Source organism: Azospirillum sp. VT-I1, from assembly GCF_055698305.1.
Genome location: NZ_CP168800.1, coordinates 357,488 through 383,640, shown reverse-complemented (window position 1 = coordinate 383,640; position 26,153 = coordinate 357,488). Strand labels below are relative to the sequence as shown.

The following is a 26,153-nucleotide window of genomic DNA, read 5'->3' as shown; positions in this document are numbered from 1 at the left end:
GCTCCCCGTTTCACGGTGTAGGATTGGTGCGCGCAGGTACCGTCTCGACAGCCGTTTGGAGGGATATGGTATCACCATTGCCATCCACCAAGCCACACAGGACGCTCTGCAGCGCCGTACAGTCGGTGTGGCGATGTGCGGGAGGAAAACGGTCGAAGCCGCTCCCCTCGCCAAGCCCTATTAGCACCGGAACGAGACCGGCGCCATGGGCGCATTCCATGTCGATGTCGGCATCGCCGAGAAACCAGACGTCGGGCCCCGGTTCGATCCCCGCCGGCTCAAGCGCCATCCGCACCGGGGCAAGGTGCGGCTTGTCGAACTCCGCGTCCTGGGCGCCGACCAGCTTGCCGAAATAACGGGTCCAGCCCAGCGCCTCGGCCTCCGCCCGCAGGAACTTGCCGTTCTTGTTGGACACCACCGCCTGATAGACGCCGCGTTCGTGGAAATGGGCCAGCAGCGTTTCCGCACCCGGCAGCGGCTTCAGCCCGTCCAGGTGGTGGGCGGCGAAATAGCCGTAGAAGAGATCGCGCGCATCGGTCCAGCGCTCGCCGAAGATGCGGGGAAAGCTGTCGCGCAGCGACGCCTTGATCCGCTCCCGCGCCTCCTCCGCGCTCCAGGGGGCGAGGTCGAAGGACACCAGCGCGTGGTTCAGCGCCTCACGCACCGTGTCCCAGTTGCTGACCAGGGTGTTGTCCCAGTCATAGATGACGGCACGCGGCAGGGTGATTGGGGCGGACAAGGGGATGCTCCGGTCAAAGTCGGTGGGGGCGGACCTGGATCAGCAGGCATGCACCCGAATGGTCCCGGATGTGGCTGCATACTCGTGGAGCAGCCTGTCCCGGGTCATTAGAGGAACCCCGAGTTCGCGGGCGGTGGCGATCAGCATGCGGTCGGCCGGATCGTTATGGAGCGGTTCCGGCAGGCTCGATGCCCCCAGCGCCGCTTCGAGCGATAGAGGCAGGCAGCGCAGCCCGGCAGATGCCAGGAACCGCTGCATCCAGGCCAATGGCTCGAGATCCAGACGAATCCGGCCCTTGCGCACCAGAGTTCCGATTTCCCAGGCCGAGACCGTCGAGATCAGGAGTCCGCCGGTCGACCTTTCCTGCTCTATGCGTTCTCGTGCATCGGCAGAAAGCTCGATCCCAGCGTCGAGCCATAGGATCGCGTGGGTGTCGAGAAGGATCATTCGGCGGTCACCGGTGAAGGATCCCGCTTTCGGCGTCGAAGGTGTCGTCGTCGAAGGTTGGCTGGGTCAGGTCATAGTCGCCGACCACCTCGACGGAACCAGGATGGGCGCCGAACAGTGGCGACAATGTCCTGTCCGGAGGGTTCAATTCGGCCACAGGACGACCGTGCCGCGTCACCACGATCTTGGCGACGCGGTGATCCTCCAGATCGTCGAACAGCGACAGGCATTTCGCCTTGAACTCGGTCACGCTGACTGTCACCACCGGCAAACCCACGGCAACCTCCGCCAAAATGGTCAAATCAATATGACCATTTTGGCGTTCCGATACAAGTGACCTCACTCGATGAACATCTTCCCCTTCTCGCTGCCATGGACGCCCAGCGACTTCAGCTTGCGGTGAAGGGCGGAGCGTTCCATGCCGACGAAGGAGGCGGTGCGGGAGATGTTGCCGCCGAAGCGGGTGACCTGGGCCAGCAGATACTCGCGCTCGAACACCTCGCGCGCCTCGCGCAGCGGCAGGCCCATGATCTCACCGCCCTTGTCCCATTTCAGGACCGTGGGCGTGATGGCGCCGATCTCCGGCGGCAGGGTGTCGGCGCGGATCGGCTCCTTCGGGTCGCCGTGGGCCATGATCAGCAGCCAGTCCACCACGTTGCGCAGCTGGCGCACGTTGCCCGGCCAGTCATAGGCCTGAAGCGCCGCCATCGCGTCCTCGCCGAATTCGCGGATCGGCAGGCCGGACGCCTCGGCCGAGCGCTGCATGAAGTGGCGGGCCAGAACCGGGATGTCTTCCCGCCGTTCGGCCAACGACGGCACGCGGATCGGCACCACCGACAGGCGGTAGAACAGGTCCTGGCGGAAGCGGCCCTGCTCGATCTCCGCCTGCAGGTCGCGGTTGGAGGTGGCGATGACGCGCACATCCACCTCGACCCGCTGGCCGCCGCCAACACGCTCGAACACCTGCTCCTGCAGGGCGCGCACGATCTTGCCCTGGGTTTCCAGCGGCATGTCGGCGACCTCGTCCAGCAGCAGCGTGCCGCCGTGAGCCTGCTCGAAGGTGCCGATCTTGCGGCCGGGACCGTCGACGCCGGCTTCGGTGCCGAACAGCTCCATCTCCAGCCGTTCCGGCCGCATGGTGGCGCAGTTCAGCCCGACAAAGGGGCCGCCGGCGCGGCGCGACCGGGCATGGATCAGGCGGGCGACCACCTCCTTGCCGGCGCCGGGCGGGCCGGAAATCAGGACGCGGCTGCCGGTGGGCGCCACCTTGTCGATCGACTGGCGCACCTGGTTGACCGCGGACGACCGGCCGATCAGCTCGGCGTCGCCGCCGGCGCGCAGCTTCAGTTCCTGGTTCTCGCGCTTCAGCCGCGCCGCCTCGATGGCGCGTTCCACCATCAGTAGCAGGCGGTCGGCCTTGAACGGCTTCTCGATGAAGTCGTAGGCGCCGACCTTGATCGCCTGCACCGCGGTTTCGATGTTGCCGTGGCCGGAGATCATGATGACCGGCAAATTCGCATGGTCGCGCATCAGTTGTTCGAGGATCTGCAGGCCGTCCAGCCTGCTGCCCTGCAGCCAGATGTCGAGCACGACGAGGCTAGGCCGGCGCGCCGCCACCTGGGCGAAGGCCTGATCGGCGTCGGCGGCCTCGCGGGTCTTGATGCCTTCGTCGTTCAGGATGCCGGCGATCAGCATCCGGATATCAGCTTCGTCGTCGACGATCAGAATGTCATGCGCCATGGGCTTCGTGCCTCATCTCTCCGCCGGTCTCCGCCGGCCTGTCGTCACGGCCACCCGCGTCGTTCGCGGCCGCAACCGGGTGTGGAACGACCAGGGTCACGCGCGCCCCGGTCCCGCCTTCGCGGTCCTCCAGGGTCAGCACGCCGCCGTGGTCCTCCATGATCTTCTTGACGATGGCGAGCCCCAGCCCGGTGCCCTTGGCCCGCGTCGTCACATAGGGTTCGGTCAGCCGGTCGCGCTGCTCGCCGCCGGGCAGGCCCTTGCCGTTGTCCTCGACGGTGACGACGACCTTCTCGCCGTCATCCGCCACCGCGATCGACACCTCGCCGGGCGGCAGCTCCGACCCGTCGGCGGGCGGCGTGCGTCCTTCGATGGCGTCGGCGGCGTTCTGCAGCAGGTTGGTCAGCGCCTGCGAGATCTGGCGGCTGTCGCAGGCCACCGTCAGCGGTCCCGCCGGCAGCCGCGTGTCGAAGCGGATCTTGCCGGTGTGCGCGCTGGATTGCAGGAACACCGCCTGCCGGACCAGATCGTTGATGTTGACCGGCTTCATCACCGGCTGCGGCATGCGCGCGAAGGCGGAGAATTCGTCCACCATGCGGCGGATGTCGTCCACCTGCCGCACGATGGTGTCGGTGCACATGGTGAAGACCTCCGTATCGCTGGAGATCTCCTTCAGGTACTTGCGGCGCAGCCGTTCGGCCGACAGCTGGATCGGCGTCAGCGGGTTCTTGATCTCATGCGCGATGCGGCGCGCCACGTCGGCCCAGGCCGCCTTGCGCTGCGCCGACACCAGTTCGGTGATGTCGTCGAAGGTGACGACATAGCCGCGCACGTTGCTGTCCCGCACCTCCGCCGCGATGCGGACCAGAAGGGTCAGCGTCGGCTTGCCGGGGCGGCGGATCTGGATCTGGTCCTGCACGACGCGTCCGGGCTTCCTCGGCGCATTCTCCAGCAGGTCGCCCATGTCCGGCAGCAGTTCGACCAGCGGCATGCCGACCAGCCGTTCCGGATCGTCCTCGCCCAGCAGGCGGGCGGCGGACAGGTTCGGCAGGTTGATGACGCCGTCGGCATCCAGCCCCAGCACGCCGGCCGACACGCCGGACAGCACCGTTTCGGTGAAGCGGCGGCGTTCGTCCAGCAAGCGGTTGGTCGACAGCAGCTCCCGCCGCTGGCCCTCGATCTCGGTCGTCATGCGGTTGAAGGCGCGCGACAGCAGGACGAACTCGTCCTCTCCCGGCGGCTCCGACACGCGGACGGTCAGGTCGCCGGCGCGCACCCGCTCGGCGGCGCCGATCAGCGCGCTGATCGGGCGGACCAGCCGGGTGGCGAAGTTCAGGCCGGCCCACACCGCCGCCAGCAGCAGCAGCATCGCCACCATCAGGAAGATCAGGGTGAAGGTGACCTGCAGGCTGCCGCGCTGGCTTTCCAGCGCGCTGTACTCCTTCACCGCCCCCTCGGCCGCCGCCATGTGCTGCAGCACCCGCGGCTCCACCATGCGGCCGACATAGAGGAAGGTGTCGGACATCCGGTCCAGGCTGACCAGCGCGCGCACGCGGTCGTCGGACTCCTTGACGATCAGCGCGACCTCGCCATTGCGGGCCTGCTGCAGCTTCTCTTCCGGGATCGGTTCGAATTCCAGGGTGAAGGTGTAACCGACGCGGGCGACGATGGCGCCGGTGGTGCCGTTGAAGACGATGGCCTCAGACAGGGCGCGCAGCATCGCCTGGGTGGCGACGACCTGCTCGAACCGCTGCGGGTCGCTGGAGAAGCGGGCCTCCTGCGACAGGTCGTTGGCCATGGCCAGCGCGTCGGCGCGGATGTTCTGCTGGTGCTCGTGCAGATAGGCGCTGGCGACCACCAGGGATTCGTTCACCGCCGTGCGGACGCGGTCGCTGAACCAGCTCTGCACCCCGGCATAGAAGAACAGGGTCGAGAAGACCGTCATGATGATGGCGGGCGCCACCGCCAGTACGCTGAACACCAGCACCAGCCGGGTGTGCAGCCGCGACCCCGCCAGTCCCCGCCGCCGCCCGATCATGATCGCCACGATCCGCCGCGCGATCAGCACGCCCAGCGTCAGCAGGATCGCGAGGTCGAGCGTCAGCAGAAGCGTGACCGTGCGCGGATTGGCCTGACCGAAGGGCGCGCTTTCGGTCATCGCCGCATAGGTGGCGAAGCCCGCGGCCAGCGCCGCCAGCGACAGGGCAAAGGCCAGCCGCTTGCCCAGGCCGACCCGGCGGGACCATTGGAGGAATTTCTGCCAAACCGGCATCTGGCCGGCCGCAGGAATGTCGGAAGTCAGGGGCATGTTCCGGCGCTAATCTGTTGCCGGAAAGATACACCTCTGTTGCGGCCCTGCCAAGCTGCAATGGCTCTGTCTTTCGGACAGGGCCTCGATATGCCGCCCGGCATGGGCTGGGCGGACGGATGACAGCCCCGAAGCGCGCATCCGTCCGTGCCAAGCCTGTGTCACAATTTTGGCACGGACCGGTTGCGGTCGCGTGGCGGAACCGCTACTTGATCCCGCGCATCACCTGAATGTCCAGATCGCGGATCTTCTTGCGCAGGGTGTTGCGGTTCAGCCCCAGCAGCTGGGCGGCCTTGATCTGGTTGCCGCGGGTCGCCGACAGGCTCAGCGAGATCAGCGGCCGTTCAATCTCACGCAGCACCCGGTCATACAGGCCGTTGGACGGCATGCCGTCCTTGTGTGCCGCGAAATAGTCCTTCAGATGGCGTTCGACGGCGGACGACAGCCCCTCGCTCTGCGGCTCCTCCACCGGCTGGGCGGCCGGGGTGGCGTCGGCCAGTTCGGCCTCGACCACGTCCAGCCCGATGACCTCCTGCGAATAGAGGGCGGCCAGACGGCGGACGAGGTTTTCCAGCTCGCGGACGTTGCCGGGCCAGCGATAGCGCTTCAGCCGGTCCATCGCCGCCTGGTCGATGCTCTTGGCCGGAAGCCCCTGGCTGATGCCGAGATTCAGGAAATGGCGGACCAGCAGCGGAATGTCCTCCGTCCGCTCGCGCAGCGGCGGCAGGCGGATCGGCACCACGCACAGGCGGTAGAACAGGTCCTCGCGGAACAGGCCCTGGCGGATCAGGGTGCGCAGGTCGCGGTGGGTCGCCGCGATGATGCGCACGTCGGTCTTGATCGCGGTGCGCCCGCCGACCGTGGTGTATTCACCCTCCTGCAGAACGCGCAGCAGGCGGGTCTGCGCCTCCAGCGGCATGTCGCCGATCTCGTCCAGGAACAGGGTGCCGCCCTGCGCCTGTTCGAACCGGCCGGTTGACCGGTTGGTGGCGCCGGTGAAGGCCCCCTTCTCGTGGCCGAACAGTTCGGACTCGATCAGCTCGCGCGGGATGGCGGCCATGTTGATGGCGACGAAGGCGCCGTTGCGCCGCTTGCCGTAATCGTGCAGGGCGCGGGCCACCAGCTCCTTGCCGGTGCCGGACTCGCCGGTGATCATAACCGTCAGGTCGGTGCCCATCAGGCGCGCCAGCACCCGGTAGATTTCCTGCATCGCCGGCGACCGGCCGATCAGGGGAAGCTGCTCCTCGCTCTCCTGGTCGCCGCCGGGCATGGCGGCGGGCGCGTTGTTGGCGTTCAGCGCGCGCTCGACGACCGACACCAGTTCCTTCAGGTCGAAGGGCTTGGGCAGATATTCGAAGGCCCCGCGCTCCGCCGCCTTCACCGCGGTGATCAGCGTGTTCTGCGCGCTCATCACGATGACGCGCATTTCCGGCCGCAGCTTCTTGATGCGCGGGATCAGGTCCAGGCCGTTCTCATCCGGCATCACCACGTCGGTGATGACCAGATCCCCCTGCCCGTCCGCCACCCAGCGCCACAGGGTCGCGGCGTTGCCGGTGGTGCGCACCTCGTGCCCCAGCCGGGCGAGCGCCTGCGTCAGGACGGTGCGGATGGCGCGGTCGTCATCCGCGACGAGAATGGTCGCCGCGCCCATCAACGAGTCCCCCGGCCGCCCTTGGACTGCGAGCCAGCGTCAGAAATCCTCGAATTCCCGGTAAGCTTCGAGTCTTCGTGTTTCGAATCATCGTACATCGGCAGCGACACCTTGAAGACTGTCCGGCGAGGCTGGCTGTCGAACTCGATGGTTCCGCCATGGTCGCCTATGAGTTTCGCCACCAATGCAAGACCAAGGCCAGTGCCGTTCACCTTGCTGGTCACGAAGGGATCGAACAGGTTCGACTGCAGATCTTCCGGAATGCCGTCGCCATTATCCTGAACCGTCACCAGCAGCGGCAGATGCCGGCGCGTGTCGCCGCCCGGCAGGGCCATGCGCACACCATGCTGGTAGGAGGTGGTCAGCGTGATCTCGCCGCCCGATTCAGGGGCAGCCTCTGCCGCATTTTTAATCAGGTTCAGGAAAACCTGCACAAGTTGGTCGCGATTGCCGTAAACAGGAGGCAGCGACGGGTCGTAACGCTCGACAAAGCGTATTTTTCGGGCAAACCCGCTCTGGGCGACCTTGCGCACATGCTCCAGCACGGTGTGGATGTTCACCGCGGCCCGTTCCAGCGGCCGTTCGTCGGAGAACACCTCCATCCGGTTGACCAGCGCCACGATGCGGTCGGCCTCGTCGCAGATCAGGCGGGTCAGCACGCGGTCCTGGTCGCCGGCATTCTCCTCCAGCAGCTGGGCCGCACCCCGGATGCCCGACAGCGGGTTCTTCACCTCATGCGCCAGCATCGCCGCCATGGCGGTGACGGAACGCGCGGCATGGCGGTGGGTCAGCGAATGGTCGATCTTGCGGGCCAGCGACCGTTCATGGATGGTCAGCACCACATGGTCCGGCGGATCGCCCATGGCCGCCACCTGCACCGTCACATGGTGCGGCCCGATGCGGGGCGTGTCGATGACGACGCCGTCCTGCGACACCCGGCGGCTGCCGCGGCGCACCTGCTCGATCAGGCCCATCACCGGGCTGTCGGGCGGCAGCAGGTCGGGCAGCGGCATGCCTTCCATGGCGTTGGCGGACAGGTCGAAGAACTCCTGCCCTTCCAGGTTGACGAAACGGATCTCGCCGTTGCCGTCCACCACCAGCACCGGATCGGGCAGGCTGTTCAGCACCACCAGGGAGTCCAGCCGCGGCGCCCGCGAGGCACCCGACCGGTTGCGGCCACGCTGGCCTGGGACGGTCATCGGTACGGGTTCCATCAGGCGGCCATCCTTTCGATTGCCGGTTCGTAGAAGGCGCGGATGCGGTCGCGCACCGCCTCCGGATCGCCCAGCCGGTTGACCTCCTGCCGGAACTCGTTGGAGTCGCGCAGGCCGGTCGAATACCAAGACACATGCTTGCGGGCGACCTTGATGCCGCCGTCCTTGCCGTAATGGCTCAGCATGCTGTCGAAATGCTCCAGCAGCGTGTCCATCTGATCGAGCAGCGGCGGGTCGGGCAGCCTCTCGCCGGTGGCGAGGTAATGCATGACCTGGGACGGGAACCAGGGGCGGCCGTAGCTGCCGCGGCCGATCATCACGCCGTCGGCGCCGCTTTCGGCAAGCGCCCGGTCCACCGCCTCGAAGCTGGTGATGTCGCCGTTGACCACGACGGGGATCGACACCGCCTCCTTCACATGGCGGACATAGGTCCAGTCGGCGGTACCGGTGTAGAACTGCATGCGGGTGCGGCCATGGACCGTCACCATCCGGATGCCGCACTGCTCGGCGATGCGGGCGAGGTTCGGGGCGTTGCGGTTGGTCTCGTCCCAGCCCAGCCGCATCTTCAGCGTCACCGGGATGCTGACGGCCTTCACCACCGCCTCGAGGATACGCCCCGCCAACACCTCGTCCCGCATCAGGGAGGAGCCGGCATGGCCGTTGACCACCTTCTTCACCGGACACCCGAAATTGATGTCGACGACCGCCGCGCCGCGGTCCTCGTTCAGCTTCGCCGCCTCGGCCATCACCTCGGGCTCGCAGCCGGCGAGCTGGACGGCCATCGGGAATTCCTCCGGCTCGGTCTCCACCATGCGCAGGGTCTGGCGGTTCTCGCGGATCATCGCCTGGCTGGCGATCATCTCCGACACCACGAGGCCGCAGCCCGCGCGCTTCACCAGACGGCGGAACGGCAGGTCGGAGACACCCGACATGGGCGCCAGGATCACCGGTCCGGCGAGCGTGATGGGTCCGATTTGTATGGTCATTCTCACCTGCCCGATTGATGGGCAAAACAACAAAGTGCCAACATTTTAAGCAAGTTATCACGCAGGCCCGGCGCGGTGCAAGGGCGAAGCCCGCCCGTGCCCAAGCTGCCGCGGCCGGGCGCCCTTTACCAGGTCCACTGTCCGATCAGCACGTTCGACACGAACTTGACGCCGGGATAGGCGAGCGTCGCCAGCAGATAGACGATCAGCATCGTCCGCGCCGCCGTCCGTCCGCGCACGCCGGTGCGGTATTCCGCCAGCAGCAGCAGGCCGATCACCACGAAGGTCGCCAGCGACAGCAGGCTCTTGTGGTCGGTGCGGAACAGGCGTCCCTGCTCGAAATACAGAACCGCCATGCCGGTGGCGAGGCCGGCGCCCAGCACCACCTCCGACGCGATCAGCAGGCGCAGCTGCAGCCTTTCGCTTTCCGCCACCGGCGGCAGGAAGCGGCTGAGCGGGGTCGGCCGCTTGGTCTTCAGCGCCCGCGTCTGCAGCACCGCGGCCAGCGAGGCCACGGCGCTGAGCGTCAGCAGCGCATAGGTGAAGACCGACACCGCGATGTGCAGGTCGATCCACACGCCGGGAGCGTTGCCGCGCATGACCGGGGCCGGTGCGTCCTCCGTCAGGGTGGCGAACAGGCAGACGACCAGCAGGTAGGGCAGCAGCAGCGGCGACAGCCTCCAGGCCGTGCCGTGGAACAGGCTGAGCCCGATGAACAGAGCCATGCAGGCGGCGGTGGTCACCCACAGCGCGGTGGAAAAGCCGGTCTGCCACTGTCCCGCGACCTGCAGGATCGCCCACATGCCGGGTCCGGCGGCGGCGAGCAGCAGGGCACCCCAGAAGGACCAGCCGCGCCCCTCCGCCCCCTGCCCCGCTATGCGCCGGTAAGGATAGAAGGCGGCCGGCACCAGGGTCACCAGCGCCGTCAGGCTCAAGAGGATGTTCTGCGACATGGACCCGAACGCACTCCCGTCTTTCCGCCCCGACATGCCGCCGCCGGTCCACCGGTAACCGTCCGGCGATGAAACAGGCAGGCTCGGCACTTGGCGGAACCACGGCGACAGGCTAGGCTCCGCGACGTTTCCGTCAAGTGGCTATCATATCTTACGGTTTGCCTCATGCCCACCTGCATCGCGCCCGCCTGCATCGCCCTGATCGTTGCCGGCGGATCCGGCCAGCGGTTCGGAGCCGAACGGCCGAAGCAATATCTCGACCTCGCGGGCAAGCCGGTGCTGCGCCGGACGGTGGAGGCTTTCCTCAGCCATCCCCAAGTCACCGGCGTGCGCGTGGTCATCGACCCGGCCTGGCGCGACGCCTATGACGCGGCGGTATCCGGGCTTGGCCTGCCCGACCCCGTGGCCGGCGGCACCAGCCGGCAGGACTCGGTGCGCAACGGGCTGGAGGCGCTGGCAGCCGACGGTGCCCCCGACCTCGTGCTGATCCACGATGCCGCCCGCCCCCTGATCGACGAAGCGACCATCGGCGCGGTCATCGCCGCGCTGGACGACAAGCCCGGCGCCATCGCCGCGGTGCCGGTGGCCGACACGTTGAAGCGCGACAAAGACGGGAACATCGGCGCGACGGTGGACCGCGACGGCCTCTGGCGAGCGCAGACCCCGCAGGGATTCCGCTTCCCGGCCATCCTGGAGGCGCACCGCGCCGCCGCCGGCCTGTCGCTGACCGACGATGCCGCGGTGGCCGAGCGCGCCGGGCTGGCCGTCGCCCTGGTGCCGTCCAAGGAGGATAATTTCAAGGTGACCACCCCCGACGACCTGACCCGCGCCAGCCGCGCGATCATGAGCAGCCTGTGGGATGTGCGGACCGGCAGCGGCTTCGACGTGCATCGCTTCACCGACGGCGACTTCGTGACGCTCTGCGGCCTGCGCGTGCCGCACAGCCACGGGCTGGAGGGGCATTCCGACGCCGATGTCGGGCTGCACGCCCTGACCGACGCAATTCTCGGCGCGCTGGCCGCCGGCGATATCGGCAGCCACTTTCCGCCGACCGATCCGCGCTGGCGCGGGGCGGACAGTGCCAAGTTCCTGCGCCATGCAGCCGATTTGGTGGCGGAGCGCGGCGGCGTCATCGCGCATGCCGACGTGACCATCATCTGCGAGCGGCCGAAGGTCGGTCCCCACCGTGCCGCGATGGCGGAACGGATTGCCGAAATTCTAGGCATCGAGGTCGGTCGGGTCAGCGTCAAGGCGACCACCACCGAACAGCTGGGCTTCGCCGGCCGGCGCGAGGGCATCGCCGCGCAGGCGGTGGCGACCGTCCGGCTTCCCGGATAAGATCCCAGGCCGACGCCACCAACCGGGAGAGGCCGTCATGTTTCCCGAGACCATCCGCGAGCTTGCCGCCCAGACACTGGCCGAATACGGCCTTGCCGGCTACATGATCGCGACCGCCGAATCCTGCACCGGCGGGCTGATCGCCGGCGCGCTGACCGACATCGCCGGATCCTCCAAGGTGGTGGACCGCGGCTTCGTCACCTACACCAACATCGCCAAGACCGAACTGCTCGGTGTCCCGGCCAGCCTGCTGCATGCCCATGGCGCCGTCAGCCCCGAAGTGGCGGTCGCGATGGCGGTCGGCGCGCTGGCGAAGTCGCGGGCCGATGTGACCGTGGCGGTGACGGGGATCGCCGGCCCCGGCGGTGCCACAGAGACCAAGCCGGTCGGCCGCGTCTATGTCGCCACCGCGGTGCGCGGCGGTGCGGCCAAGGCCAAGGAATACACCTTCCCCGGCGACCGCGACGCTGTGCGCATGGCGACCGTCCAGGCGGCGCTGGAACGGCTGCGGTTGGCCCGCCCGACCGGAAGCCTGCGCTGAACAAACACCCGTAAGTTCTTCACACAAAGGGGAAAAGGCACCATGCCGACCATCAACATCCAGCTTTTCGAAGGCCGCACGGTCGAGCAGAAGCGCGAATACGCCAAGGCGCTGACCGAAGCGACCGTGAAGGTGCTCGGCTGCTCGCCCTCGGCGGTGGACATCATCTTCCAGGACGTGAAGAAGAGCGATTGGGCCAGCGGCGGGGAGCTGTGGTCGGACAAGACCTGACCCGCCTGCTTCCATAAGGCCCGCAGGGTGTCACGCCGGTTGCGTCGCCCTGCCCGGCCCGTACAGCTGCGCCGCCCGCGTCTCGAAGGCCTGCACCATGCGGCGCACGGCCTCGTTGAACAGCAGGCCCATGATCTTCTGCAGCATCTTCGAGCGGAACTCGAAATCGACGAAGAAGTCGACGCAGCAGCCGCCGCTGTGCTCGCTGAAGATCCAGTGGTTGTTCAGGTACTGGAACGGGCCGTCGGTGTACTGCACATCGATGCGGCAAGCGGATTCGTTCAGCTCCACCCGCGACGTGAAGCGTTCGCGGACCATCTTGAAGCCGATGATCAGGTCCGCGAACATGACGTTGCCTTCGCGCTTGCGGATACGGGCCGCCAGGCACCAGGGCAGAAACTCCGGATACTTCTCCACGTCGGCGACCAGGTCGTACATCTGCCGGGGGGTGTAGGGAAGAACCTTCTTTTCCGCGTGCGTGGGCATGCCCGTACCATTTCCTTTCTTATTGAGCCGCCTGCATCAGGCGGCGGCGACCCCCAGCTTGCGCAGCCGGGCTTCGCGCAGCTTCTCGAAATCCGCGCCCGCATGATAGGACGAGCGCGTCAGCGGCGACGAGGCCACCAGCAGGAAGCCCTTGCCGCGGCCGACAGTGGAATAACCGTCGAACTCCTCGGGAGTCACGAAGCGATCCACCGCCGCATGCTTGGGCGTGGGCTGGAGATACTGCCCAATCGTCAGAAAGTCCACATCGGCGGAGCGCAGGTCGTCCATCACCTGCCCGATCTCCTCCTTCGTCTCGCCCAGCCCGACCATCAGGCCGGACTTGGTGAAGATCGTCGGGTCCAGCTCCTTCACCCGCGCCAGCAGCTGCAGCGAGGCGAAATAGCGAGCACCCGGACGGATGTTGGGGTAGAGGCGCGGAACCGTCTCCAGATTGTGGTTGAAGACGTCGGGCTTGGCCTCCACCACCACCTCGACCGCACCCTTCTTCTTCTGGAAGTCGGGGGTCAGGATCTCGATGGTCGTCTCGGGCGACGCGGCGCGGACGGCGCGGATGGTGCGGGCGAAATGCTCCGCACCGCCGTCGGCCAGATCGTCGCGGTCGACCGAGGTGATGACAACATGGCTCAGCTTCAGCTTGCCGACCGCCTCGGCCACATTGTCCGGCTCATGCGGGTCCAGCAGGTCCGGGCGCCCGGTCTCGACATTGCAGAAGGCGCAGCCGCGCGTGCAGATGGAGCCCAGGATCATGAAGGTGGCATGCTTGTGCTTCCAGCACTCCCCGATGTTCGGGCAGGCGGCTTCTTCGCAGACCGTGTTCAGCTTCAGCCCGCGCATCAGTTGGCGGGTCTCGTTGTATTCCTGGCTCATCGGCGCCTTGACCCGGATCCAGGCCGGTTTGCGCTGGATCGGGTTGTCGGGCTTATGGGCCTTCTCGGGGTGGCGCAGCTTCTCGGTCTGGTCGACGAGGGTCATGGTCTAAAGCTCCCGATGGCCGACGCGATGCCCCGGCCCCGACAATAGGTGCGATGAGGGTGTCAAACCCGCCATTCCGGCGGAAACAGCTCGGCCGGATAGGCCGGATCGAGCGCCTGGTCAAGCGTGAAAGGCGGCTCGACCGGGAAATGGCCGTCGGGGACATCCGCCTCGACGGCGGCCCGCAGGCGGGCGCGACGATAAACCTTGTCGCAGATGGATTCGCAGAACGGTCGCAGGCTGGGGCTCGCGGCGATCTCGTCGATCAGCTTTTCCCGCTGCTCCCGAATGGTCAGTCGCCAGCCACGCTCGCATCGTTCGCGCAGGTCCGGACAGAACAACCATTTCAGCAAATGCACGAACAGCACGGTCAGCCGGCTGTCGATCTCGGACTTCTGGCTGCGGCCCATGCTCTCGATCTCCTCGGCGACGTTCTCCCAGTCGACCGGGGCATTGTTCCGCTCGGCGCCGGCACGGCGAAGCTCCTGCGCCTGGGCTTGGGTCCAGGCGTAGAAATCCTCGTCATAGGCGGCGCTGCTGCGGTCCATGGCTCCGTCCAAAGGGGAAAAACGTCACCTCGGAAAATCCTAGTTAAAAGTGGATCGCTCGGCCATAGGCATCAAGGACCGACTCATGCATCATTTCCGAAAGGGTCGGGTGCGGGAACACCGTGTGCATCAGCTCGGCCTCGGTCAGCTCCGACGATTTGGCGATGCCATAGCCCTGGATCAGCTCGGTCACTTCCGCGCCGATCATGTGGGCGCCCAGCATCTCGCCGGTCTTGGCGTCGAAGATGGTCTTGATCAGGCCTTCCGGCTCGCCGAGCGCGATGGCCTTGCCGTTGCCGACGAAGGGGAAACGGCCGACCTTGATCTCGTAGCCGGCTTCCTTGGCCTTCTTCTCCGTCAGGCCGACCGACGCGATCTGCGGGTGCGAGTAGGTGCAGCCCGGGATGTTGCGGACGTTCAGCGCATGCGGATGCTTGCCGGCGATGTGCTCGGCCACGATCACGCCCTCGTGGCTGGCCTTGTGGGCGAGCCAAGGGGCGCCGGTCACGTCGCCGATGGCGTACACGCCCGGCTCGTCCGTCTCGCACATCGGGTTGGTCTGGATGTGGCCGCGGTCGGTCTTGACCTTGGTGTTCTCCAGGCCGAGGCCCTCGGTGTTCGGGCTGATGCCGACGGCCACGATGACGCGGTCGACCGTGATGTCCTCGGTCTTGCCGCCGGCCTCGACGGCCACGGTCACGCTGTCGGCGGCCTTGCGCAAGTTGCCGGCCTTGGCGCCGGTGATGATGCGCATGCCCTGCTTTTCAAAAGCTTTCCGGGCCATTGCGGAGATTTCCTCATCCTCCACCGGAAGGATGCGGTCCATCACCTCGACCACTGTAACTTTCGCGCCCAAGGCGTTGTAGAAGCTGGCGAATTCGATGCCGATGGCGCCCGACCCGATGACCAGCAGCGACTTCGGCATGCTGTCGGGCGTCATCGCCTTGCGGTAGGTCCAGACCAGCTTGCCGTCATCCTCCAGGCCCGGCAGCGTGCGGGCGCGCGCACCGGTGGCGATGATGATGTGCTTGGCGCCGAAGGTACCGACCGGGGCCTCGCCCTTGGTGACCGCGACCTGCCCCTTGCCGAGCAGCTTGGCGGAGCCTTCGATCACCGCGACCTTGTTCTTCTTCAGCAGGTGCTTGACGCCGCCGTTCAGCTGGCCCGCGACCTTGCGCGAGCGGGCGACGACCTTGTCCAGGTCGAAGGACGGGTTCTGGATGACCAGGCCGTAGTCGGCGGCATGCTTGGCGAGATGCAGGACCTCGGCCGAGCGCAGCAGCGCCTTGGTCGGGATGCAGCCCCAGTTCAGGCAGATGCCGCCCAGGTTCTCACGCTCGATGACTGCGGTGTGCAGGCCCAGCTGCGCGGCGCGGATCGCCGCCACGTAACCGCCCGGCCCGCCGCCGATGACGATGACGTCGTAATTCATGTCGGCCAAGGGTGTTCTCCCCATTCAGGAGCGAGGCGCATCCTCGCGGCCGGCGGCAAAGATGCCTTCCTCGACCCGGCACGCCTCGTCGATGATCGTCTGGTACAGGGTGGCCATGAAGTCCGGATCCAGGCCGTAAGCCTTGCCCGCCTCGGCCGCCCGCCGCTTGACCGCTTCGACGCGGTCGGGCAAGACGGCCGGCAGCCCCTCCGCCATCTTCACCGCTGCGACGCGGTGAACGACGGACAGGCGCTTGCCCAGCAGCGCGACGATCTGGTCGTCGATGGCGTCGATTTCGGCGCGGAGCGGGGCAAGGCTTTTCGACATGGATCCGGTCCTCAAACCGTCAGAGCAGCATCGAGAGCGGATCCTCGAGCAGCTTCTTCACCGCTCCAAGGAATTCCGCACCGACGGCGCCATCGGCCACGCGGTGGTCGAAGGTGCCGGTCAGGCTCATCACCGTGGCGATGGCCAGAGCGCCGTCCTTCACCACCGGGCGCTGCTCGCTGGCGCCGACCGCCAGGATGCAGGCCTGCGGCGGGTTGATGATCGCCTGGAACTGCTTGATCCCCATCATGCCCAGGTTGGAGATGGAGATGGTGCCGCCCTGATACTCTTCCGGCTTCAGCGCATTGTCGCGCGCCTTCTTGGCCAGCGTCTTCATCTCGTTGGAGATATCGGCCAGACCCTTGGTCTCCGCCTTCTTGACGATCGGGGTGATCAGCCCGGTCGGGGTGGCGACGGCGACCGAGATGTCGGCATGCTGGAACTGCAGCATCGCCTCGTCGGTCCAGGCGGCGTTTAGCGCCGGGACCTTCTTCAGCGCCAGCGCCACGGCGCGGATGATGAAGTCGTTCACCGACAGCTTATACGCGTCGGACCGGCCGTTCAGCTCGGCGCGGACCTTCATCAGCGCGTCGATCTCGACGTCCACCGTCAGGAAGTAGTCGGGGACGGTGCGCTTCACCTCGCCCAGGCGCTTGGCGATGGTCTTGCGCATGCCGCTGTTCGGCACGGCGGTATAGGCCATGCCCAGCTTGTCGGCCAGCGCCTTGGCATCGACACCCTCGGCCTTCGCCGGGGCCGGAGCCGCCGCGGGAGCCGGGGCGGCGGCGGCCGGAGCCGGAGCCGCGGCGGGAGCGGCAGCGGCCTTGGCCGGACCGGCGGCCTTGGCGGCTTCCACGTCGGCCTTGACGATGCGGCCGTGCGGGCCGGTACCCTTGACGGTCTTCAGGTCGACGCCGGCCTGTTCGGCGATGCGGCGGGCCAGCGGGCTGGCAAACACGCGCTCGCCGGACGCCGCCGGGGCCGGAGCCGCGGCGGGTGCCGGAGCCGCGGCGGCCGGGGCAGCCGCCGGAGCGGGAGCCGCAGCCGGGGCGGCAGCGGTCGGGGCAGGCGCCGGAGATGAGCCGGCCGAAGCCAGCGCGCTCTCGTCCTCGCCCTCTTCCAGCAGGATGGCGATGGGGGTGTTCACCGCCACGCCCTGGCTGCCGGCCGGGACCAGGATCTTGCCGATGCGGCCTTCATCGACCGCTTCGACTTCCATGGTGGCCTTGTCGGTCTCGATCTCGGCGAGCACGTCGCCGGACTTCACCGTGTCGCCTTCCTTCTTCAGCCACTTGGCGAGGTTGCCCTCGGTCATCGTGGGAGAGAGGGCGGGCATCAGAATCTGAACGGTCATCCTATCAGCCCTCCTCTCAGCGGTAGCAGGCTTGCTTGGCGGCCTTGACGATGTCGGCGACCTGCGGCAGCGCCATCTTTTCCAGGTTGGCGGCGTAGGGCATCGGCACGTCCAGGCCGGCCACGCGGGCCACCGGCGCATCGAGATAGTCGAACGCCTGCTCCATCATCAGCGCGCACATTTCCGAACCGATGCCGGCGAAGGGCCAGCCTTCCTCGACGGAGACGAGGCGGTTGGTCTTCTTGACGCTGTTGACGATGGTGGCGGTGTCCAGCGGACGGATCGTGCGCAGGTTGATGACCTCCGCGTCGATGCCTTCCTTCGCCAGCTCCTCGGCGGCGGCCATGGCGTGGCCGACCATGATCGAGAAGGCGGTGATCGTCACGTCCTTGCCGGCGCGCTCGATCTTGGCCTTGCCGATCGGCAGGACGAACTCCTCGTCCTCCGGCACCTCGAAGCTCTGGCCGTAGAGAATCTCGTTCTCCAGGAAGACGACCGGGTTCGGGTCGCGGATCGCCGCCTTCAGCAGGCCCTTGGCGTCGGCCGCCGACCAGGGCGAGACGACCTTCAGGCCCGGGCAGTGCGCGTACCAGGAGGCGTAGCACTGCGAGTGCTGCGCGGCGACGCGGGCGGCGGCGCCGTTCGGGCCGCGGAAGACGATCGGGCTGCCCATCTGGCCGCCGGACATGTACAGCGTCTTGGCGGCGGAGTTGATGATGTGGTCGATCGCCTGCATGGCGAAGTTGAAGGTCATGAACTCGACGATCGGCTTCAGCCCCTTGAAGGAGGCGCCGACGCCCAGACCGGCGAAGCCGATCTCGGTGATGGGCGTGTCGATGACGCGACGCTCGCCGAACTCCTGCAGCAGGCCCTGGGTCACCTTGTAGGCGCCCTGGTACTGCGCGACCTCCTCGCCCATGACGAAGACCTTGTCGTCGCGGCGCATTTCCTCGGCCATCGCGTCGCGCAGGGCCTCGCGGACCGTCTTCTTCACCGTCTTGGCGAAGAACTTGTCCTCGTCGGAGTCCGGGGCCGACACCGGGGCGGCCGGCACGGTGGGCGCCGGTGCCGGAGCCTGCACCGCCGACGGGGCGGCCTTGGTCTCTTCGGAAGCGGGGACGGCGTTGGTCGGGCCGGCGACGGTCGGCTTGTTGCCGCCCTCGCGCAGCGCGCTCTCGTCCTCGCCCTCTTCCAGCAGCATGGCGATGGGGGTGTTCACCGCGACGTTGTCGGTGCCTTCCGGCACCAGGATCCTGCCGACGCGGCCTTCATCGACCGCTTCGACTTCCATGGTGGCCTTGTCGGTCTCGATCTCGGCGAGCACGTCGCCGGACTTCACCGCGTCGCCTTCCTTCTTCAGCCATTTCGCCAGCTTGCCCTCGGTCATGGTGGGCGACAGGGCCGGCATCAGCACTTCGATCGGCATTCCTCAACCTCCGGCGGCGCGGGGGAACCCGGTTGCCGCTCCCATTTCGGGGGCAACCCGTTCCGGTCGGCGCCGCTCCTGCTTTTCGTTGACGTCAGGACCAGACGGTGGATTCGACGATCAGGTCTCGACCAGAATGTCGGTCCACAGTTCCGCCGGATCGGGTTCGGGGCTCTGCTGCGCGAACTCGGCCGATTCGGTGACGATCGCCTTCACTTCGCGATCGATCTCCTTCAGCTTGTCCTCGTCGGCATGGCCGCCGGCCAGCAGCTTGGCCTTCAGCTGGTCGATGGGATCGGACTCCGACCGCATCTTCTCGACCTCTTCCTTCGTCCGGTACTTGGCCGGATCGGACATGGAGTGGCCGCGGTAGCGGTAGGTCTTCATCTCCAGGATGACCGGGCCGTTGCCCTCGCGGATGTAGTTCACCCACTGGTCGGCGGCGGCCTTCACCTCGAGCACGTCCATCCCGTTGACCTGATAGCCGGGGATGCCGTAGGCGGCGCCGCGCTGGTGCAGCTCGCCGGCCGAGGCGCGCTCCTGCGAGGTGCCCATGGCGTACTTGTTGTTCTCGATGACGAACAGCACCGGCAGCTTCCACAGCGCCGCCATGTTGAAGCTCTCGTACACCTGGCCCTGGTTGATGGCGCCGTCACCGCAATAGACAGCGGAGACGCCGCCGTCATTGAGGTACTTGTGGGCGAAGGCGAGGCCGGTGCCGAGCGGAACCTGGCCGCCGACGATGCCGTGGCCGCCGTAGAAGTTCTTCTCGCGGCTGAACATGTGCATCGAGCCGCCCTTGCCCTTGGAGTAGCCCCCGATGCGGCCGGTCAGCTCGGCCATCACGCCCTTGGCCTCCATGCCGCAGGCCAGCATGTGGCCGTGGTCACGGTAGCTGGTGATGACGGTGTCGCCCTGCTTCAGGGCGGCCTGCACGCCGACCACGACGGCTTCCTGGCCGATGTACAGATGGCAGAAGCCGCCGATCAGGCCCATGCCGTACAGCTGGCCCGCCTTCTCTTCGAAGCGGCGGATCAGCAGCATCTCGCGGTAGTAATGAAGAAGCTCTTCGGAAGAGACGGCTTGAGCGGGCGCGGTGTCGGTCTGCGCCTTGGTCGGACGGCGTCGGGACGCGGCCATGATTCCTCCCCAGGGTTCAAGCGGCATTGGGCCTTAGACAACCCTTGCCGCCACGCGTTGCGGGCATGCGAGAGCCCGCACCGGAAGCGAATATGGCGCGCACACTACACGAGCTTTACAGCCCGCGCAAATATCTGTTTTTGCAGCGCTATTTTCGATTAACCGGATTTCGGTTAATCGGCTGATTTCCCCTTACTTCTGCACCGGGGCCCCTTCCGGATCGGCCATCTTCGGCAGCTTGACGATGATGTCGCGCGGGTTGGAGAAATTCAGCATCAGCCGGGCCCGCTCCTCCAGCATGTCGCGGTCGAGCCCGTCGCCGCGCAGAAGCTGGGCGCGCCGTTCCATCTCCTCCCGCTCGGTGCGGAGCTGGTTCAGGACCTCTTCGGCCTGGGCGATCTCCCCCTGGATCTGCTTCATCGCCACCAGCCCGCGATCGCCATGGATCGCGTAGTAGGCGAAGTAAGCGACCACGCAGGCGCACAGCGCCGGCATGATGGCTTGGCGGAGCGCGCTCTTGGCGGCGCGGGCGAGCGTGTCGGTGAAGTCGGCGATCATCGTCATGGTGCTGCGATGGAATCACAGCGACTTTCCGCCGGTCAAACGAAAAAGATGGAACAGGCAAGTCGCAAAAGTGTCGTGTTCTTTGCGCAACCCAGTAATGGGTACCCGCCACGCCCACGCCACAAGTTTTCGGAACGTTCCGTGAAAGTTCTCCGCACCTGCCGGCAGGCTGTTCCGGCCACCCTTCCGGGCGGCTGGCGGGTGCGCCCTGCCCCGTCGCCGGACGGCATCCACTCGGCATAGTGCTAAGGGGGAATGGAATGAAACCGGCGGTGGCGTGTTTCGACCCACACACGGCGTTGCCGGAGCCGTACCGGGATTGGCGAAAGCGCTTCCGGTTGCCGGCCTCCCTGGCGGCGCCGCCCAATGGCTGAGGAGATACACTCCATGCGCAGCAAGTTTCTGATCGCGGCCCTTCCCGCCCTGCTTCTGGGGCTGGCGGCCTGCGACGACCAGAACGCCCAGAACTCCAACGCGGCGAACCAGACCAGCCCGACCACCAGCAGCGGGTCCAGCAGCGACTCTACCACGGTCCCGCCGCCGTCGACCGGCGTCCCGGTGCAGGGCGGCACCTCCGGCAATTCGATGAACGACAGCAGCGGTGCCACCACGACGATGCCGGGCGGCTCCACGGCCGGCGGATCGGCGGGCGGCGGCGCCAGCACCGGCGGATCGGCCACCCCATCGGGCGGCCAGTAAGGTCCAGCGGAACACCCCCTCTCCCACAGGGGGAGGGGAGTTTCTCAAGGGAAAGCCGGTTCCTCACACATCGACGACCCGCCGCCCTTCGCTGGTCGCGCCGGTGCTCCCCGGTTCGAAGGCGATGCCCTTCACCAGCGCGACCACGGGGCGGCCGGGCGTCAGGTCCAGTTCGCGGACGGCCGCGCGGGTGATGCGCGCGATCAGGAAGGAGCCGCCCACCGCCAGCCGCACGTCGGCGGACGACGGCCCCGACTCCGCGACCTCCGCCACCGTGGCGGTCAGCGCGTTCCGCACGCTGACGCCGACCGGCTGCTGCAGGGCGACGATGACGTCGCGGGCGTGGATGTGCAGGCGCACGGCGGCACCGACCGGCCGCTCCACCTGCGGCACGGTCAGATGCCCGCCGTCGAAGGCCAGCACGGTCAGCCCATCCTCCGGGACATGGCGCTCCACCGTCAGGTCCAGCACCGCGCCGGCATCCTGCGCGCCGGTTACGGCCGACAGATCGAGCCGCCCCATCACCGTGCCGACCGGGCCCACGGCGCGCACCCTGCCCTCCCCGATCAGCACCATGGTGGTGGCGAGGCGCACGACCTCGTCCAGCGCGTGGCTGACCATGACGATGGGGATGTTCATCTCGTCCCGCAGCCGTTCGATGTAGGGCATGATCTCCGCCTTGCGGGCGGCATCAAGCGAGGCCATCGGCTCGTCCATCAGCAGCAGGCGCGGCTGGGCCAGCAGGGCGCGGCCGAAGGCGACGCGCTGCTTTTCGCCGCCCGACAGCCCGCGCGGCCGGCGGTCCAGCAGATGGCCCAGCCCCAGCAGTTCCACCACCGGTCCGAAGGCGATGCGGCGTTCGGCGGCCGCCACCCGACGCAGCCCGAATTCCAGGTTGCTGCGCACGGTCATGTGCGGGAACAGGCGCGAATCCTGGAAGACATAGCCGATGCGCCGCTTTTCCACCGGCACGTCGAGGCGATGCGCGCTGTCGAAGAACACCGTCTCGCCGATGCGGATATGTCCGGAATCGGGGCGCGTCAGCCCGGCGATGGCGTTGATGACGGACGTCTTGCCGGAACCGGAGCGGCCGAACAGGGCGGTCACCCCGCGCTCCTCGGCGGTGAAGGCGATGTCGAGCGTGAAGGCGCCCAGCCTCTGGCGGATCGAAAGGTCGAGCATCGTCAGGTCTGTCCGATCAGCCGCCGGACGCGGTGCGCCAGGAACTCCGACAGCATGAGCGCGATCAGGGCGACACCGAAGGAGATGGCCGCCAGCCGCGCCGCCACCGCGTCGCCGCCGGGTTCCTGGGTGGCGGCATAGATCGCCAGCGGCAGGGTCTGGGTCTGGCCGGGGATGTTGGACACGAAGGTGATGACCGCCCCGAACTCGCCCATCGCCGCGGCGAAGGCGACGATGGCGCCGGACAGCAGGCCGGGCGCCATCAGCGGCAGCAGGATGGTGAAGAAGCGGTCGACCGGCCCGGCGCCCAGCGTGCGTGCCGCCGCCTCCAGTCCACCATCGATCGCCTCCACCGACAGCCGGATGGCACGCACCATCAGCGGGAAGGAGGTCACGGCGACCGCCAGCGACGCGCCTTCAGCCGTGAAGATCAGCTTGATCCCGAAGGTCTGGTACAGCCAGCCGCCGACCACCCCCTTGGTCCCCATGGTCACCAGCAGGATATAGCCGGTGACCACCGGCGGCAGCACCAGCGGGAGATGGACCAGCCCATCGACCAGCGTCTTGCCCGGAAAGCTGTAGCGCCCGAGCACCCAGGCGGCGAGCACGGCAACCGGCAACCCCAACGCGATGGCGACGCCCGCGACACGCAGGCTCAGCAGCAACGCGGTGGTCTCCATCGGCGTCAGGATATCCATGCCGCAGAGCTTACGGTGCTTTGGGGGCCGGAACGAAGCCGAATTCCTTCCACACCGCCATGCCGTCCGCCGACTTCATGAAGTCGAGGAAGACGGCGGCGCCGGTGCTCTTGGATGCCGCCACCAGCGCCGCCGGATAGATGATCGGCGGGTAGCTGTCCGGCGGAAACACCGCGGCGACCTCCACCCCCGGATCGATGGCGGCGTCGGTGCGATAGACGATGCCCATCGGCACCTCGCCCCGGCTGACCAGCACCAGCGCCGCGCGCACGCTGTCGGCCCGCGCCAGCCTGGGTTCGACCGCCTTCCACTGGTCGAGAGACTCCAATGCCGCCTTGGCGTACTTCCCGACCGGAACGTTCGACGGGTCGCCTGTGGCCAGCCGCCCGTCGCCCAGCTGCTCCGCCAGCTTGCCGCCCTTCGACAGGTCAGGCTTCAGCGCGGTCCCCTTCGGCACCACCACCACCAGCTCGTTCCCCAGCAGGTTTGTTCGGCTGTCGGTTTTGATCAGATTGCGCTTCTGTAAATAGTCCATCCAGTCGAGATCGGCGGAGATGAAGATGTCGGCCGGCGCATCATTCTCGATCTGCTTGGCAAGGGCGGAGGATGCGGCGAAGGACGAGGTCACCGACAGTCCCGTCTTCGCCTTGAACTGGGAGGCGAGCTTGTCCACCGCATTCTTGGTGGAGGCGGCGGCCAGAACCAAAACATCCTGCGCCATCGCCGCCGGCGCCGCGAGGGTCAGGCCGAAGCCCAGCACCGCCGCCGACATCGCAAGCCTGAGTCCGCCCCGCCCCAGGATCGAACGCACACCGATCATCGCCACCTCCTGCCATGTTCGACGCCAAACCTATATACAGATGGATACAGCGCTTCGCGGTTGCGGTAAAGCGCAAACGGCCGGGTTCGCGCTTGCGGAACCCTGCGGAGAGGTCCGCTGCAATTCACATCATGTCATGACTTGCCGCGCCGGCCCGTGATAGGAAGTGCGGCGAATCGGACCCGGTCCCAGCCCTCACCTCTGCTTCAGGAACCTCCCATGCGCGCCGTGAAGATTTCCCCCTCGATTCTCTCCGCCGACTTCGCCCGGCTGGGCGAGGAGGTCCGCGCGGTCGATGCCGCCGGCGCCGACTACATCCACATCGACGTGATGGACGGGCATTTCGTCCCGAACCTCACCATCGGGCCGGGCGTGGTGAAGGCGCTGCGGCCGCATTCCGCCAAGGTCTTCGACGTCCATCTGATGATCTCGCCGGTGGACCTGTTCGTTCCGGAATTCGCCAAGGCCGGTGCCGACATCATCACCGTCCATCCGGAAGCCGGTCCGCACCTGCACCGGACGATCCAACTCATTAAGTCGCTGGGCAAGAAGGCCGGCGTCTCGCTGAACCCGGCGACGCCGGTGGACGCCATACAGCATGTGCTGGAGGACATCGACCTCGTCCTGGTGATGACGGTGAACCCCGGCTTCGGCGGCCAGAGCTTCATCAAGAGCCAGCTGCCGAAGATCCGCGACCTGCGCGCCCGCATCGACGCGCTCGGCAAGCAGATCGACCTGGAGGTCGACGGCGGCATCAACCCGGAGACGGCCCGTCTGGCGATCGAAGCCGGCGCCGACGTTCTGGTCGCCGGCACCGCCACCTTCACCGGCGGTCCGGACCAGTACGCCGCCAACATCCGCGCGCTGCGCTGATCCGCAGCGGATCTGCGAACGGGCACGGCCCCGCAGCGCCCCCCGGATGGGGAGCGGTGCGGGGCCGTTCCGTTTTCGGCCGTTCAGAGCGGCGGGATCAGCGGGCGCTGGCGAGCGGCGCGCTGGCCGCGATGCCCTCGATCTCATTCAGATGCTGCTGCAGCTTCGGCAGGGTCTGCTGCGCCAGGCTGCGGTAGGGCTGCAGGTCCGGGTCGGTGCTGCTCGCGACGGTGCGGTACAGGTCGACCGCCTCACGGTGCGCCAGGACCTGCTGGTTCACATACATGCGGTCGAAGGCCGCACCGCGAACGCCCTGCAGCTGGCTCAGCTTCTGCTGCTGGTCCAGGTCGGGCTGGGCCGGCGGCTCGATGCCGCTGGCGCGGGCCTGCGTCTTCACCAGTTCGCTGGTGGTGGTGTGGTCCATGATCATGTGGCGGGCGAACTGGCGCACCGCCTCGTTGCCGGAGCGTTCGACCGCCATGCGGCTCGACGACAGCTCGAACAGGTCGCTCTGCGAGGCGCGGTTCACGAAGTCGGCGGCACTGGCCACCGGGGCCATGCGGGCGGCGCGGTCCTGGTCGGCCATGCTGCCGCCGGCGATGCTGCTGCCGGTCATCGCGGCACCCGCGCCGGCGGTGGAGCCGGCGATGCCGGTCGCCATCTGCTGCTCCATGCGACGCTCTTCGGCAAGCCGGCGGGCGCCGATGCCTTCACCCAGCACGACCACCTTGCCGCCCTGCGGCGTGTCGGTCACCGGCAGCCCGCGGGCCGGCGCGTCCAGCGGCGGGATGCCGCCCGACGGCGTTCCCATGGTGTAGCTCGATCCGGCCTGCGGCGAGGTCGCGCCGCCCACCTGTGCCATCGCCGTGGTCGACAGCAGAACCGCGCCCATGGCGGTGAAAACGAACGTCCTGGTCATGAGAAATTCTCCCAGCTTTCCTTGCGGAACGGCCCGGCCGAAAGGGCGTGGCGGCGTTCCGCTCCTCCGCGTCAGCACCGAAGCGCGACGGCGGTCATGTGCTGCGGAGAACATCATGCCTATGCGAAAGGTTCCGGCTGCCCGAAAGAGCATTGGGCCAAAAGAGCATCGCGCCAAAAGATCCGCCGGGAAGGAGAACCAAACGCCGCTTTGCCCGTTATTGGGCATGGGAAGACGGTCCCGCAACGGAAGGGAAAACACCATGGGCATTCTCTGGACGATCATCATCGGCTTTCTCGCCGGCATCGTCGCCAAGTTCCTGATGCCGGGTCGCGATCCGGGCGGCTTCATCATCACCACGCTGCTGGGCATCGCCGGTGCCTTCTTGGCCACCTATCTCGGCGCTGCCGTCGGCTGGTACCGTCCGGGCGAAGGTGCGGGCTTCATCGGCGCCATCGTCGGCGCGATCATCATCCTGGCCATCTACCGCATGATCGCCGGCCGCCGGCACACGGTATAACGGGCACCGGCCGAAGCAGGCGGC

28 protein-coding genes are annotated in these 26,153 nt (G+C 67.4%); 6 read left to right on the top strand and 22 right to left on the bottom strand.

Features of this window, described 5'->3' with window-relative positions:
• Positions 1–10: 10 nt before the first annotated feature.
• The 9 genes from AB8P05_RS01825 to AB8P05_RS01785 all read right to left on the bottom strand — a co-directional run bounded on the left by AB8P05_RS01825 (position 11) and on the right by AB8P05_RS01785 (position 10,038).
• A complete protein-coding gene (locus tag AB8P05_RS01825; RefSeq protein WP_472758567.1) occupies positions 11–739 on the bottom strand; it encodes an HAD family hydrolase in 729 nt (242 codons plus the stop codon).
• Between the two features lie 39 nt (positions 740–778).
• Positions 779–1,186 (bottom strand): type II toxin-antitoxin system VapC family toxin, encoded by a 408-nt coding sequence (locus AB8P05_RS01820; protein ID WP_472758566.1) that lies wholly within the window; start codon positions 1,184–1,186, stop codon positions 779–781.
• A 7-nt stretch (positions 1,187–1,193) separates the two neighbouring features.
• Positions 1,194–1,463 (bottom strand): type II toxin-antitoxin system Phd/YefM family antitoxin, encoded by a 270-nt coding sequence (locus AB8P05_RS01815; protein ID WP_472758565.1) that lies wholly within the window; start codon positions 1,461–1,463, stop codon positions 1,194–1,196.
• 62 nt (positions 1,464–1,525) lie between these two features.
• On the bottom strand, positions 1,526–2,926 hold the full coding sequence (gene ntrX, locus AB8P05_RS01810; protein WP_455171604.1) for a nitrogen assimilation response regulator NtrX: 1,401 nt from the start codon (positions 2,924–2,926) through the stop codon (positions 1,526–1,528).
• The gene (locus tag AB8P05_RS01805; protein WP_472758564.1) at positions 2,916–5,234 is read right to left on the bottom strand and encodes a sensor histidine kinase NtrY-like; all 2,319 of its coding nucleotides are present in this window, start codon (positions 5,232–5,234) and stop codon (positions 2,916–2,918) included. The genes ntrX and AB8P05_RS01805 overlap by 11 nt, the downstream gene beginning before the upstream one ends.
• Positions 5,235–5,439: 205 nt before the next feature.
• The gene (gene ntrC, locus AB8P05_RS01800; RefSeq protein WP_455171602.1) at positions 5,440–6,885 is read right to left on the bottom strand and encodes a nitrogen regulation protein NR(I); all 1,446 of its coding nucleotides are present in this window, start codon (positions 6,883–6,885) and stop codon (positions 5,440–5,442) included.
• Positions 6,885–8,099, bottom strand: a complete 1,215-nt coding sequence (locus AB8P05_RS01795; RefSeq protein ID WP_472758563.1) for a two-component system sensor histidine kinase NtrB — start codon at positions 8,097–8,099, stop codon at positions 6,885–6,887. Before AB8P05_RS01795 ends, ntrC begins: the two co-directional genes overlap by 1 nt.
• On the bottom strand, positions 8,099–9,085 hold the full coding sequence (dusB, locus tag AB8P05_RS01790; RefSeq protein WP_472758562.1) for a tRNA dihydrouridine synthase DusB: 987 nt from the start codon (positions 9,083–9,085) through the stop codon (positions 8,099–8,101). Before dusB ends, AB8P05_RS01795 begins: the two co-directional genes overlap by 1 nt.
• 125 nt (positions 9,086–9,210) lie before the next feature.
• Positions 9,211–10,038 carry a cytochrome C assembly family protein gene (locus tag AB8P05_RS01785; RefSeq protein ID WP_455171599.1) on the bottom strand — a complete coding sequence of 276 codons (828 nt, stop codon included), beginning with the start codon at positions 10,036–10,038 and terminating at the stop codon, positions 9,211–9,213.
• 165 nt (positions 10,039–10,203) lie between these two features.
• Here AB8P05_RS01785 and AB8P05_RS01780 point away from each other — a divergent pair, with 165 nt between their 5' ends.
• From AB8P05_RS01780 to AB8P05_RS01770, 3 genes are read left to right on the top strand one after another with little or no spacing between them, the layout of a single operon-like run.
• Positions 10,204–11,376 (top strand): bifunctional 2-C-methyl-D-erythritol 4-phosphate cytidylyltransferase/2-C-methyl-D-erythritol 2,4-cyclodiphosphate synthase, encoded by a 1,173-nt coding sequence (locus tag AB8P05_RS01780; protein ID WP_472758561.1) that lies wholly within the window; start codon positions 10,204–10,206, stop codon positions 11,374–11,376.
• Between the two features lie 37 nt (positions 11,377–11,413).
• Positions 11,414–11,917: a CinA family protein gene (locus AB8P05_RS01775; RefSeq protein WP_472758560.1), complete on the top strand. Its 504-nt coding sequence runs from the start codon at positions 11,414–11,416 to the stop codon at positions 11,915–11,917.
• Positions 11,918–11,959: 42 nt separating this feature from the next.
• A complete protein-coding gene (locus AB8P05_RS01770) occupies positions 11,960–12,148 on the top strand; it encodes a 4-oxalocrotonate tautomerase (RefSeq protein ID WP_014247666.1) in 189 nt (62 codons plus the stop codon).
• A gap of 30 nt (positions 12,149–12,178) precedes the next feature.
• On the opposite strand, the gene AB8P05_RS01765 is transcribed toward AB8P05_RS01770, so the two are convergent.
• From AB8P05_RS01765 to AB8P05_RS01725, 9 genes are all read right to left on the bottom strand, one after another.
• Positions 12,179–12,634: a type II toxin-antitoxin system RatA family toxin gene (locus tag AB8P05_RS01765; RefSeq protein WP_472758559.1), complete on the bottom strand. Its 456-nt coding sequence runs from the start codon at positions 12,632–12,634 to the stop codon at positions 12,179–12,181.
• 36 nt (positions 12,635–12,670) lie between these two features.
• Positions 12,671–13,627 carry a lipoyl synthase gene (gene lipA / locus AB8P05_RS01760; protein ID WP_111066153.1) on the bottom strand — a complete coding sequence of 319 codons (957 nt, stop codon included), beginning with the start codon at positions 13,625–13,627 and terminating at the stop codon, positions 12,671–12,673.
• Positions 13,628–13,689: 62 nt separating this feature from the next.
• On the bottom strand, positions 13,690–14,175 hold the full coding sequence (locus tag AB8P05_RS01755; protein ID WP_472758558.1) for a DUF29 domain-containing protein: 486 nt from the start codon (positions 14,173–14,175) through the stop codon (positions 13,690–13,692).
• Positions 14,176–14,218: 43 nt separating this feature from the next.
• A complete protein-coding gene (gene lpdA, locus AB8P05_RS01750; protein ID WP_472758557.1) occupies positions 14,219–15,616 on the bottom strand; it encodes a dihydrolipoyl dehydrogenase in 1,398 nt (465 codons plus the stop codon).
• A gap of 15 nt (positions 15,617–15,631) precedes the next feature.
• Positions 15,632–15,934: a chorismate mutase gene (locus tag AB8P05_RS01745; protein WP_472758556.1), complete on the bottom strand. Its 303-nt coding sequence runs from the start codon at positions 15,932–15,934 to the stop codon at positions 15,632–15,634.
• Positions 15,935–15,953: 19 nt separating this feature from the next.
• A complete protein-coding gene (locus AB8P05_RS01740) occupies positions 15,954–17,288 on the bottom strand; it encodes a pyruvate dehydrogenase complex dihydrolipoamide acetyltransferase (RefSeq protein ID WP_472758555.1) in 1,335 nt (444 codons plus the stop codon).
• A 16-nt stretch (positions 17,289–17,304) separates the two neighbouring features.
• On the bottom strand, positions 17,305–18,714 hold the full coding sequence (locus AB8P05_RS01735) for a pyruvate dehydrogenase complex E1 component subunit beta (protein ID WP_472758554.1): 1,410 nt from the start codon (positions 18,712–18,714) through the stop codon (positions 17,305–17,307).
• A 120-nt stretch (positions 18,715–18,834) separates the two neighbouring features.
• Positions 18,835–19,854 (bottom strand): pyruvate dehydrogenase (acetyl-transferring) E1 component subunit alpha, encoded by a 1,020-nt coding sequence (pdhA, locus tag AB8P05_RS01730; RefSeq protein ID WP_472758553.1) that lies wholly within the window; start codon positions 19,852–19,854, stop codon positions 18,835–18,837.
• 192 nt (positions 19,855–20,046) lie between these two features.
• A complete protein-coding gene (locus tag AB8P05_RS01725) occupies positions 20,047–20,418 on the bottom strand; it encodes an FtsB family cell division protein (RefSeq protein WP_455171588.1) in 372 nt (123 codons plus the stop codon).
• Between the two features lie 387 nt (positions 20,419–20,805).
• Here AB8P05_RS01725 and AB8P05_RS01720 point away from each other — a divergent pair, with 387 nt between their 5' ends.
• A complete protein-coding gene (locus AB8P05_RS01720; RefSeq protein ID WP_455171587.1) occupies positions 20,806–21,117 on the top strand; it encodes a hypothetical protein in 312 nt (103 codons plus the stop codon).
• A 63-nt stretch (positions 21,118–21,180) separates the two neighbouring features.
• Here the strand turns inward: AB8P05_RS01720 and modC are convergent, their stop codons facing one another.
• From modC to modA, 3 genes are read right to left on the bottom strand one after another with little or no spacing between them, the layout of a single operon-like run.
• On the bottom strand, positions 21,181–22,299 hold the full coding sequence (gene modC / locus AB8P05_RS01715; protein ID WP_472758552.1) for a molybdenum ABC transporter ATP-binding protein: 1,119 nt from the start codon (positions 22,297–22,299) through the stop codon (positions 21,181–21,183).
• A gap of 2 nt (positions 22,300–22,301) precedes the next feature.
• A complete protein-coding gene (modB, locus tag AB8P05_RS01710) occupies positions 22,302–22,997 on the bottom strand; it encodes a molybdate ABC transporter permease subunit (protein ID WP_324872017.1) in 696 nt (231 codons plus the stop codon).
• A 10-nt stretch (positions 22,998–23,007) separates the two neighbouring features.
• Positions 23,008–23,817: a molybdate ABC transporter substrate-binding protein gene (gene modA / locus AB8P05_RS01705; RefSeq protein WP_472758551.1), complete on the bottom strand. Its 810-nt coding sequence runs from the start codon at positions 23,815–23,817 to the stop codon at positions 23,008–23,010.
• Between the two features lie 219 nt (positions 23,818–24,036).
• Between modA and rpe the strand changes: the two genes are divergently transcribed.
• The gene (gene rpe, locus AB8P05_RS01700) at positions 24,037–24,690 is read left to right on the top strand and encodes a ribulose-phosphate 3-epimerase (RefSeq protein ID WP_455171584.1); all 654 of its coding nucleotides are present in this window, start codon (positions 24,037–24,039) and stop codon (positions 24,688–24,690) included.
• Between the two features lie 97 nt (positions 24,691–24,787).
• Here rpe and AB8P05_RS01695 read toward each other — a convergent pair whose 3' ends face one another.
• On the bottom strand, positions 24,788–25,609 hold the full coding sequence (locus AB8P05_RS01695) for a DUF4142 domain-containing protein (protein ID WP_472758550.1): 822 nt from the start codon (positions 25,607–25,609) through the stop codon (positions 24,788–24,790).
• Positions 25,610–25,871: 262 nt separating this feature from the next.
• On the opposite strand from AB8P05_RS01695, the gene AB8P05_RS01690 reads away from it, so the two are divergent.
• Positions 25,872–26,129, top strand: coding sequence for a GlsB/YeaQ/YmgE family stress response membrane protein (locus tag AB8P05_RS01690; RefSeq protein ID WP_455171582.1), 258 nt, complete (start codon positions 25,872–25,874; stop codon positions 26,127–26,129).
• Positions 26,130–26,153 lie beyond the last annotated feature (24 nt).

What these genes read in the sequence shown, in the direction of transcription:
- AB8P05_RS01820 (WP_472758566.1), bottom strand. Translation starts at nt 1,186, where the DNA reads ATGATCCTTCTCGACACCCACGCGATCCTATGGCTCGACGCTGGGATC.
- ntrX (WP_455171604.1), bottom strand. Translation starts at nt 2,926, where the DNA reads ATGGCGCATGACATTCTGATCGTCGACGACGAAGCTGATATCCGGATG.
- AB8P05_RS01805 (WP_472758564.1), bottom strand. Translation starts at nt 5,234, where the DNA reads ATGCCCCTGACTTCCGACATTCCTGCGGCCGGCCAGATGCCGGTTTGG.
- ntrC (WP_455171602.1), bottom strand. Translation starts at nt 6,885, where the DNA reads ATGGGCGCGGCGACCATTCTCGTCGCGGATGACGACCGCGCCATCCGC.
- AB8P05_RS01795 (WP_472758563.1), bottom strand. Translation starts at nt 8,099, where the DNA reads ATGGAACCCGTACCGATGACCGTCCCAGGCCAGCGTGGCCGCAACCGG.
- dusB (WP_472758562.1), bottom strand. Translation starts at nt 9,085, where the DNA reads ATGACCATACAAATCGGACCCATCACGCTCGCCGGACCGGTGATCCTG.
- AB8P05_RS01785 (WP_455171599.1), bottom strand. Translation starts at nt 10,038, where the DNA reads ATGTCGCAGAACATCCTCTTGAGCCTGACGGCGCTGGTGACCCTGGTG.
- AB8P05_RS01780 (WP_472758561.1), top strand. Translation starts at nt 10,204, where the DNA reads ATGCCCACCTGCATCGCGCCCGCCTGCATCGCCCTGATCGTTGCCGGC.
- AB8P05_RS01775 (WP_472758560.1), top strand. Translation starts at nt 11,414, where the DNA reads ATGTTTCCCGAGACCATCCGCGAGCTTGCCGCCCAGACACTGGCCGAA.
- AB8P05_RS01770 (WP_014247666.1), top strand. Translation starts at nt 11,960, where the DNA reads ATGCCGACCATCAACATCCAGCTTTTCGAAGGCCGCACGGTCGAGCAG.
- AB8P05_RS01765 (WP_472758559.1), bottom strand. Translation starts at nt 12,634, where the DNA reads ATGCCCACGCACGCGGAAAAGAAGGTTCTTCCCTACACCCCCCGGCAG.
- lipA (WP_111066153.1), bottom strand. Translation starts at nt 13,627, where the DNA reads ATGACCCTCGTCGACCAGACCGAGAAGCTGCGCCACCCCGAGAAGGCC.
- AB8P05_RS01755 (WP_472758558.1), bottom strand. Translation starts at nt 14,175, where the DNA reads ATGGACCGCAGCAGCGCCGCCTATGACGAGGATTTCTACGCCTGGACC.
- AB8P05_RS01745 (WP_472758556.1), bottom strand. Translation starts at nt 15,934, where the DNA reads ATGTCGAAAAGCCTTGCCCCGCTCCGCGCCGAAATCGACGCCATCGAC.
- AB8P05_RS01740 (WP_472758555.1), bottom strand. Translation starts at nt 17,288, where the DNA reads ATGACCGTTCAGATTCTGATGCCCGCCCTCTCTCCCACGATGACCGAG.
- AB8P05_RS01735 (WP_472758554.1), bottom strand. Translation starts at nt 18,714, where the DNA reads ATGCCGATCGAAGTGCTGATGCCGGCCCTGTCGCCCACCATGACCGAG.
- pdhA (WP_472758553.1), bottom strand. Translation starts at nt 19,854, where the DNA reads ATGGCCGCGTCCCGACGCCGTCCGACCAAGGCGCAGACCGACACCGCG.
- AB8P05_RS01725 (WP_455171588.1), bottom strand. Translation starts at nt 20,418, where the DNA reads ATGACGATGATCGCCGACTTCACCGACACGCTCGCCCGCGCCGCCAAG.
- AB8P05_RS01720 (WP_455171587.1), top strand. Translation starts at nt 20,806, where the DNA reads ATGCGCAGCAAGTTTCTGATCGCGGCCCTTCCCGCCCTGCTTCTGGGG.
- modC (WP_472758552.1), bottom strand. Translation starts at nt 22,299, where the DNA reads ATGCTCGACCTTTCGATCCGCCAGAGGCTGGGCGCCTTCACGCTCGAC.
- modB (WP_324872017.1), bottom strand. Translation starts at nt 22,997, where the DNA reads ATGGATATCCTGACGCCGATGGAGACCACCGCGTTGCTGCTGAGCCTG.
- modA (WP_472758551.1), bottom strand. Translation starts at nt 23,817, where the DNA reads ATGATCGGTGTGCGTTCGATCCTGGGGCGGGGCGGACTCAGGCTTGCG.
- rpe (WP_455171584.1), top strand. Translation starts at nt 24,037, where the DNA reads ATGCGCGCCGTGAAGATTTCCCCCTCGATTCTCTCCGCCGACTTCGCC.
- AB8P05_RS01695 (WP_472758550.1), bottom strand. Translation starts at nt 25,609, where the DNA reads ATGACCAGGACGTTCGTTTTCACCGCCATGGGCGCGGTTCTGCTGTCG.
- AB8P05_RS01690 (WP_455171582.1), top strand. Translation starts at nt 25,872, where the DNA reads ATGGGCATTCTCTGGACGATCATCATCGGCTTTCTCGCCGGCATCGTC.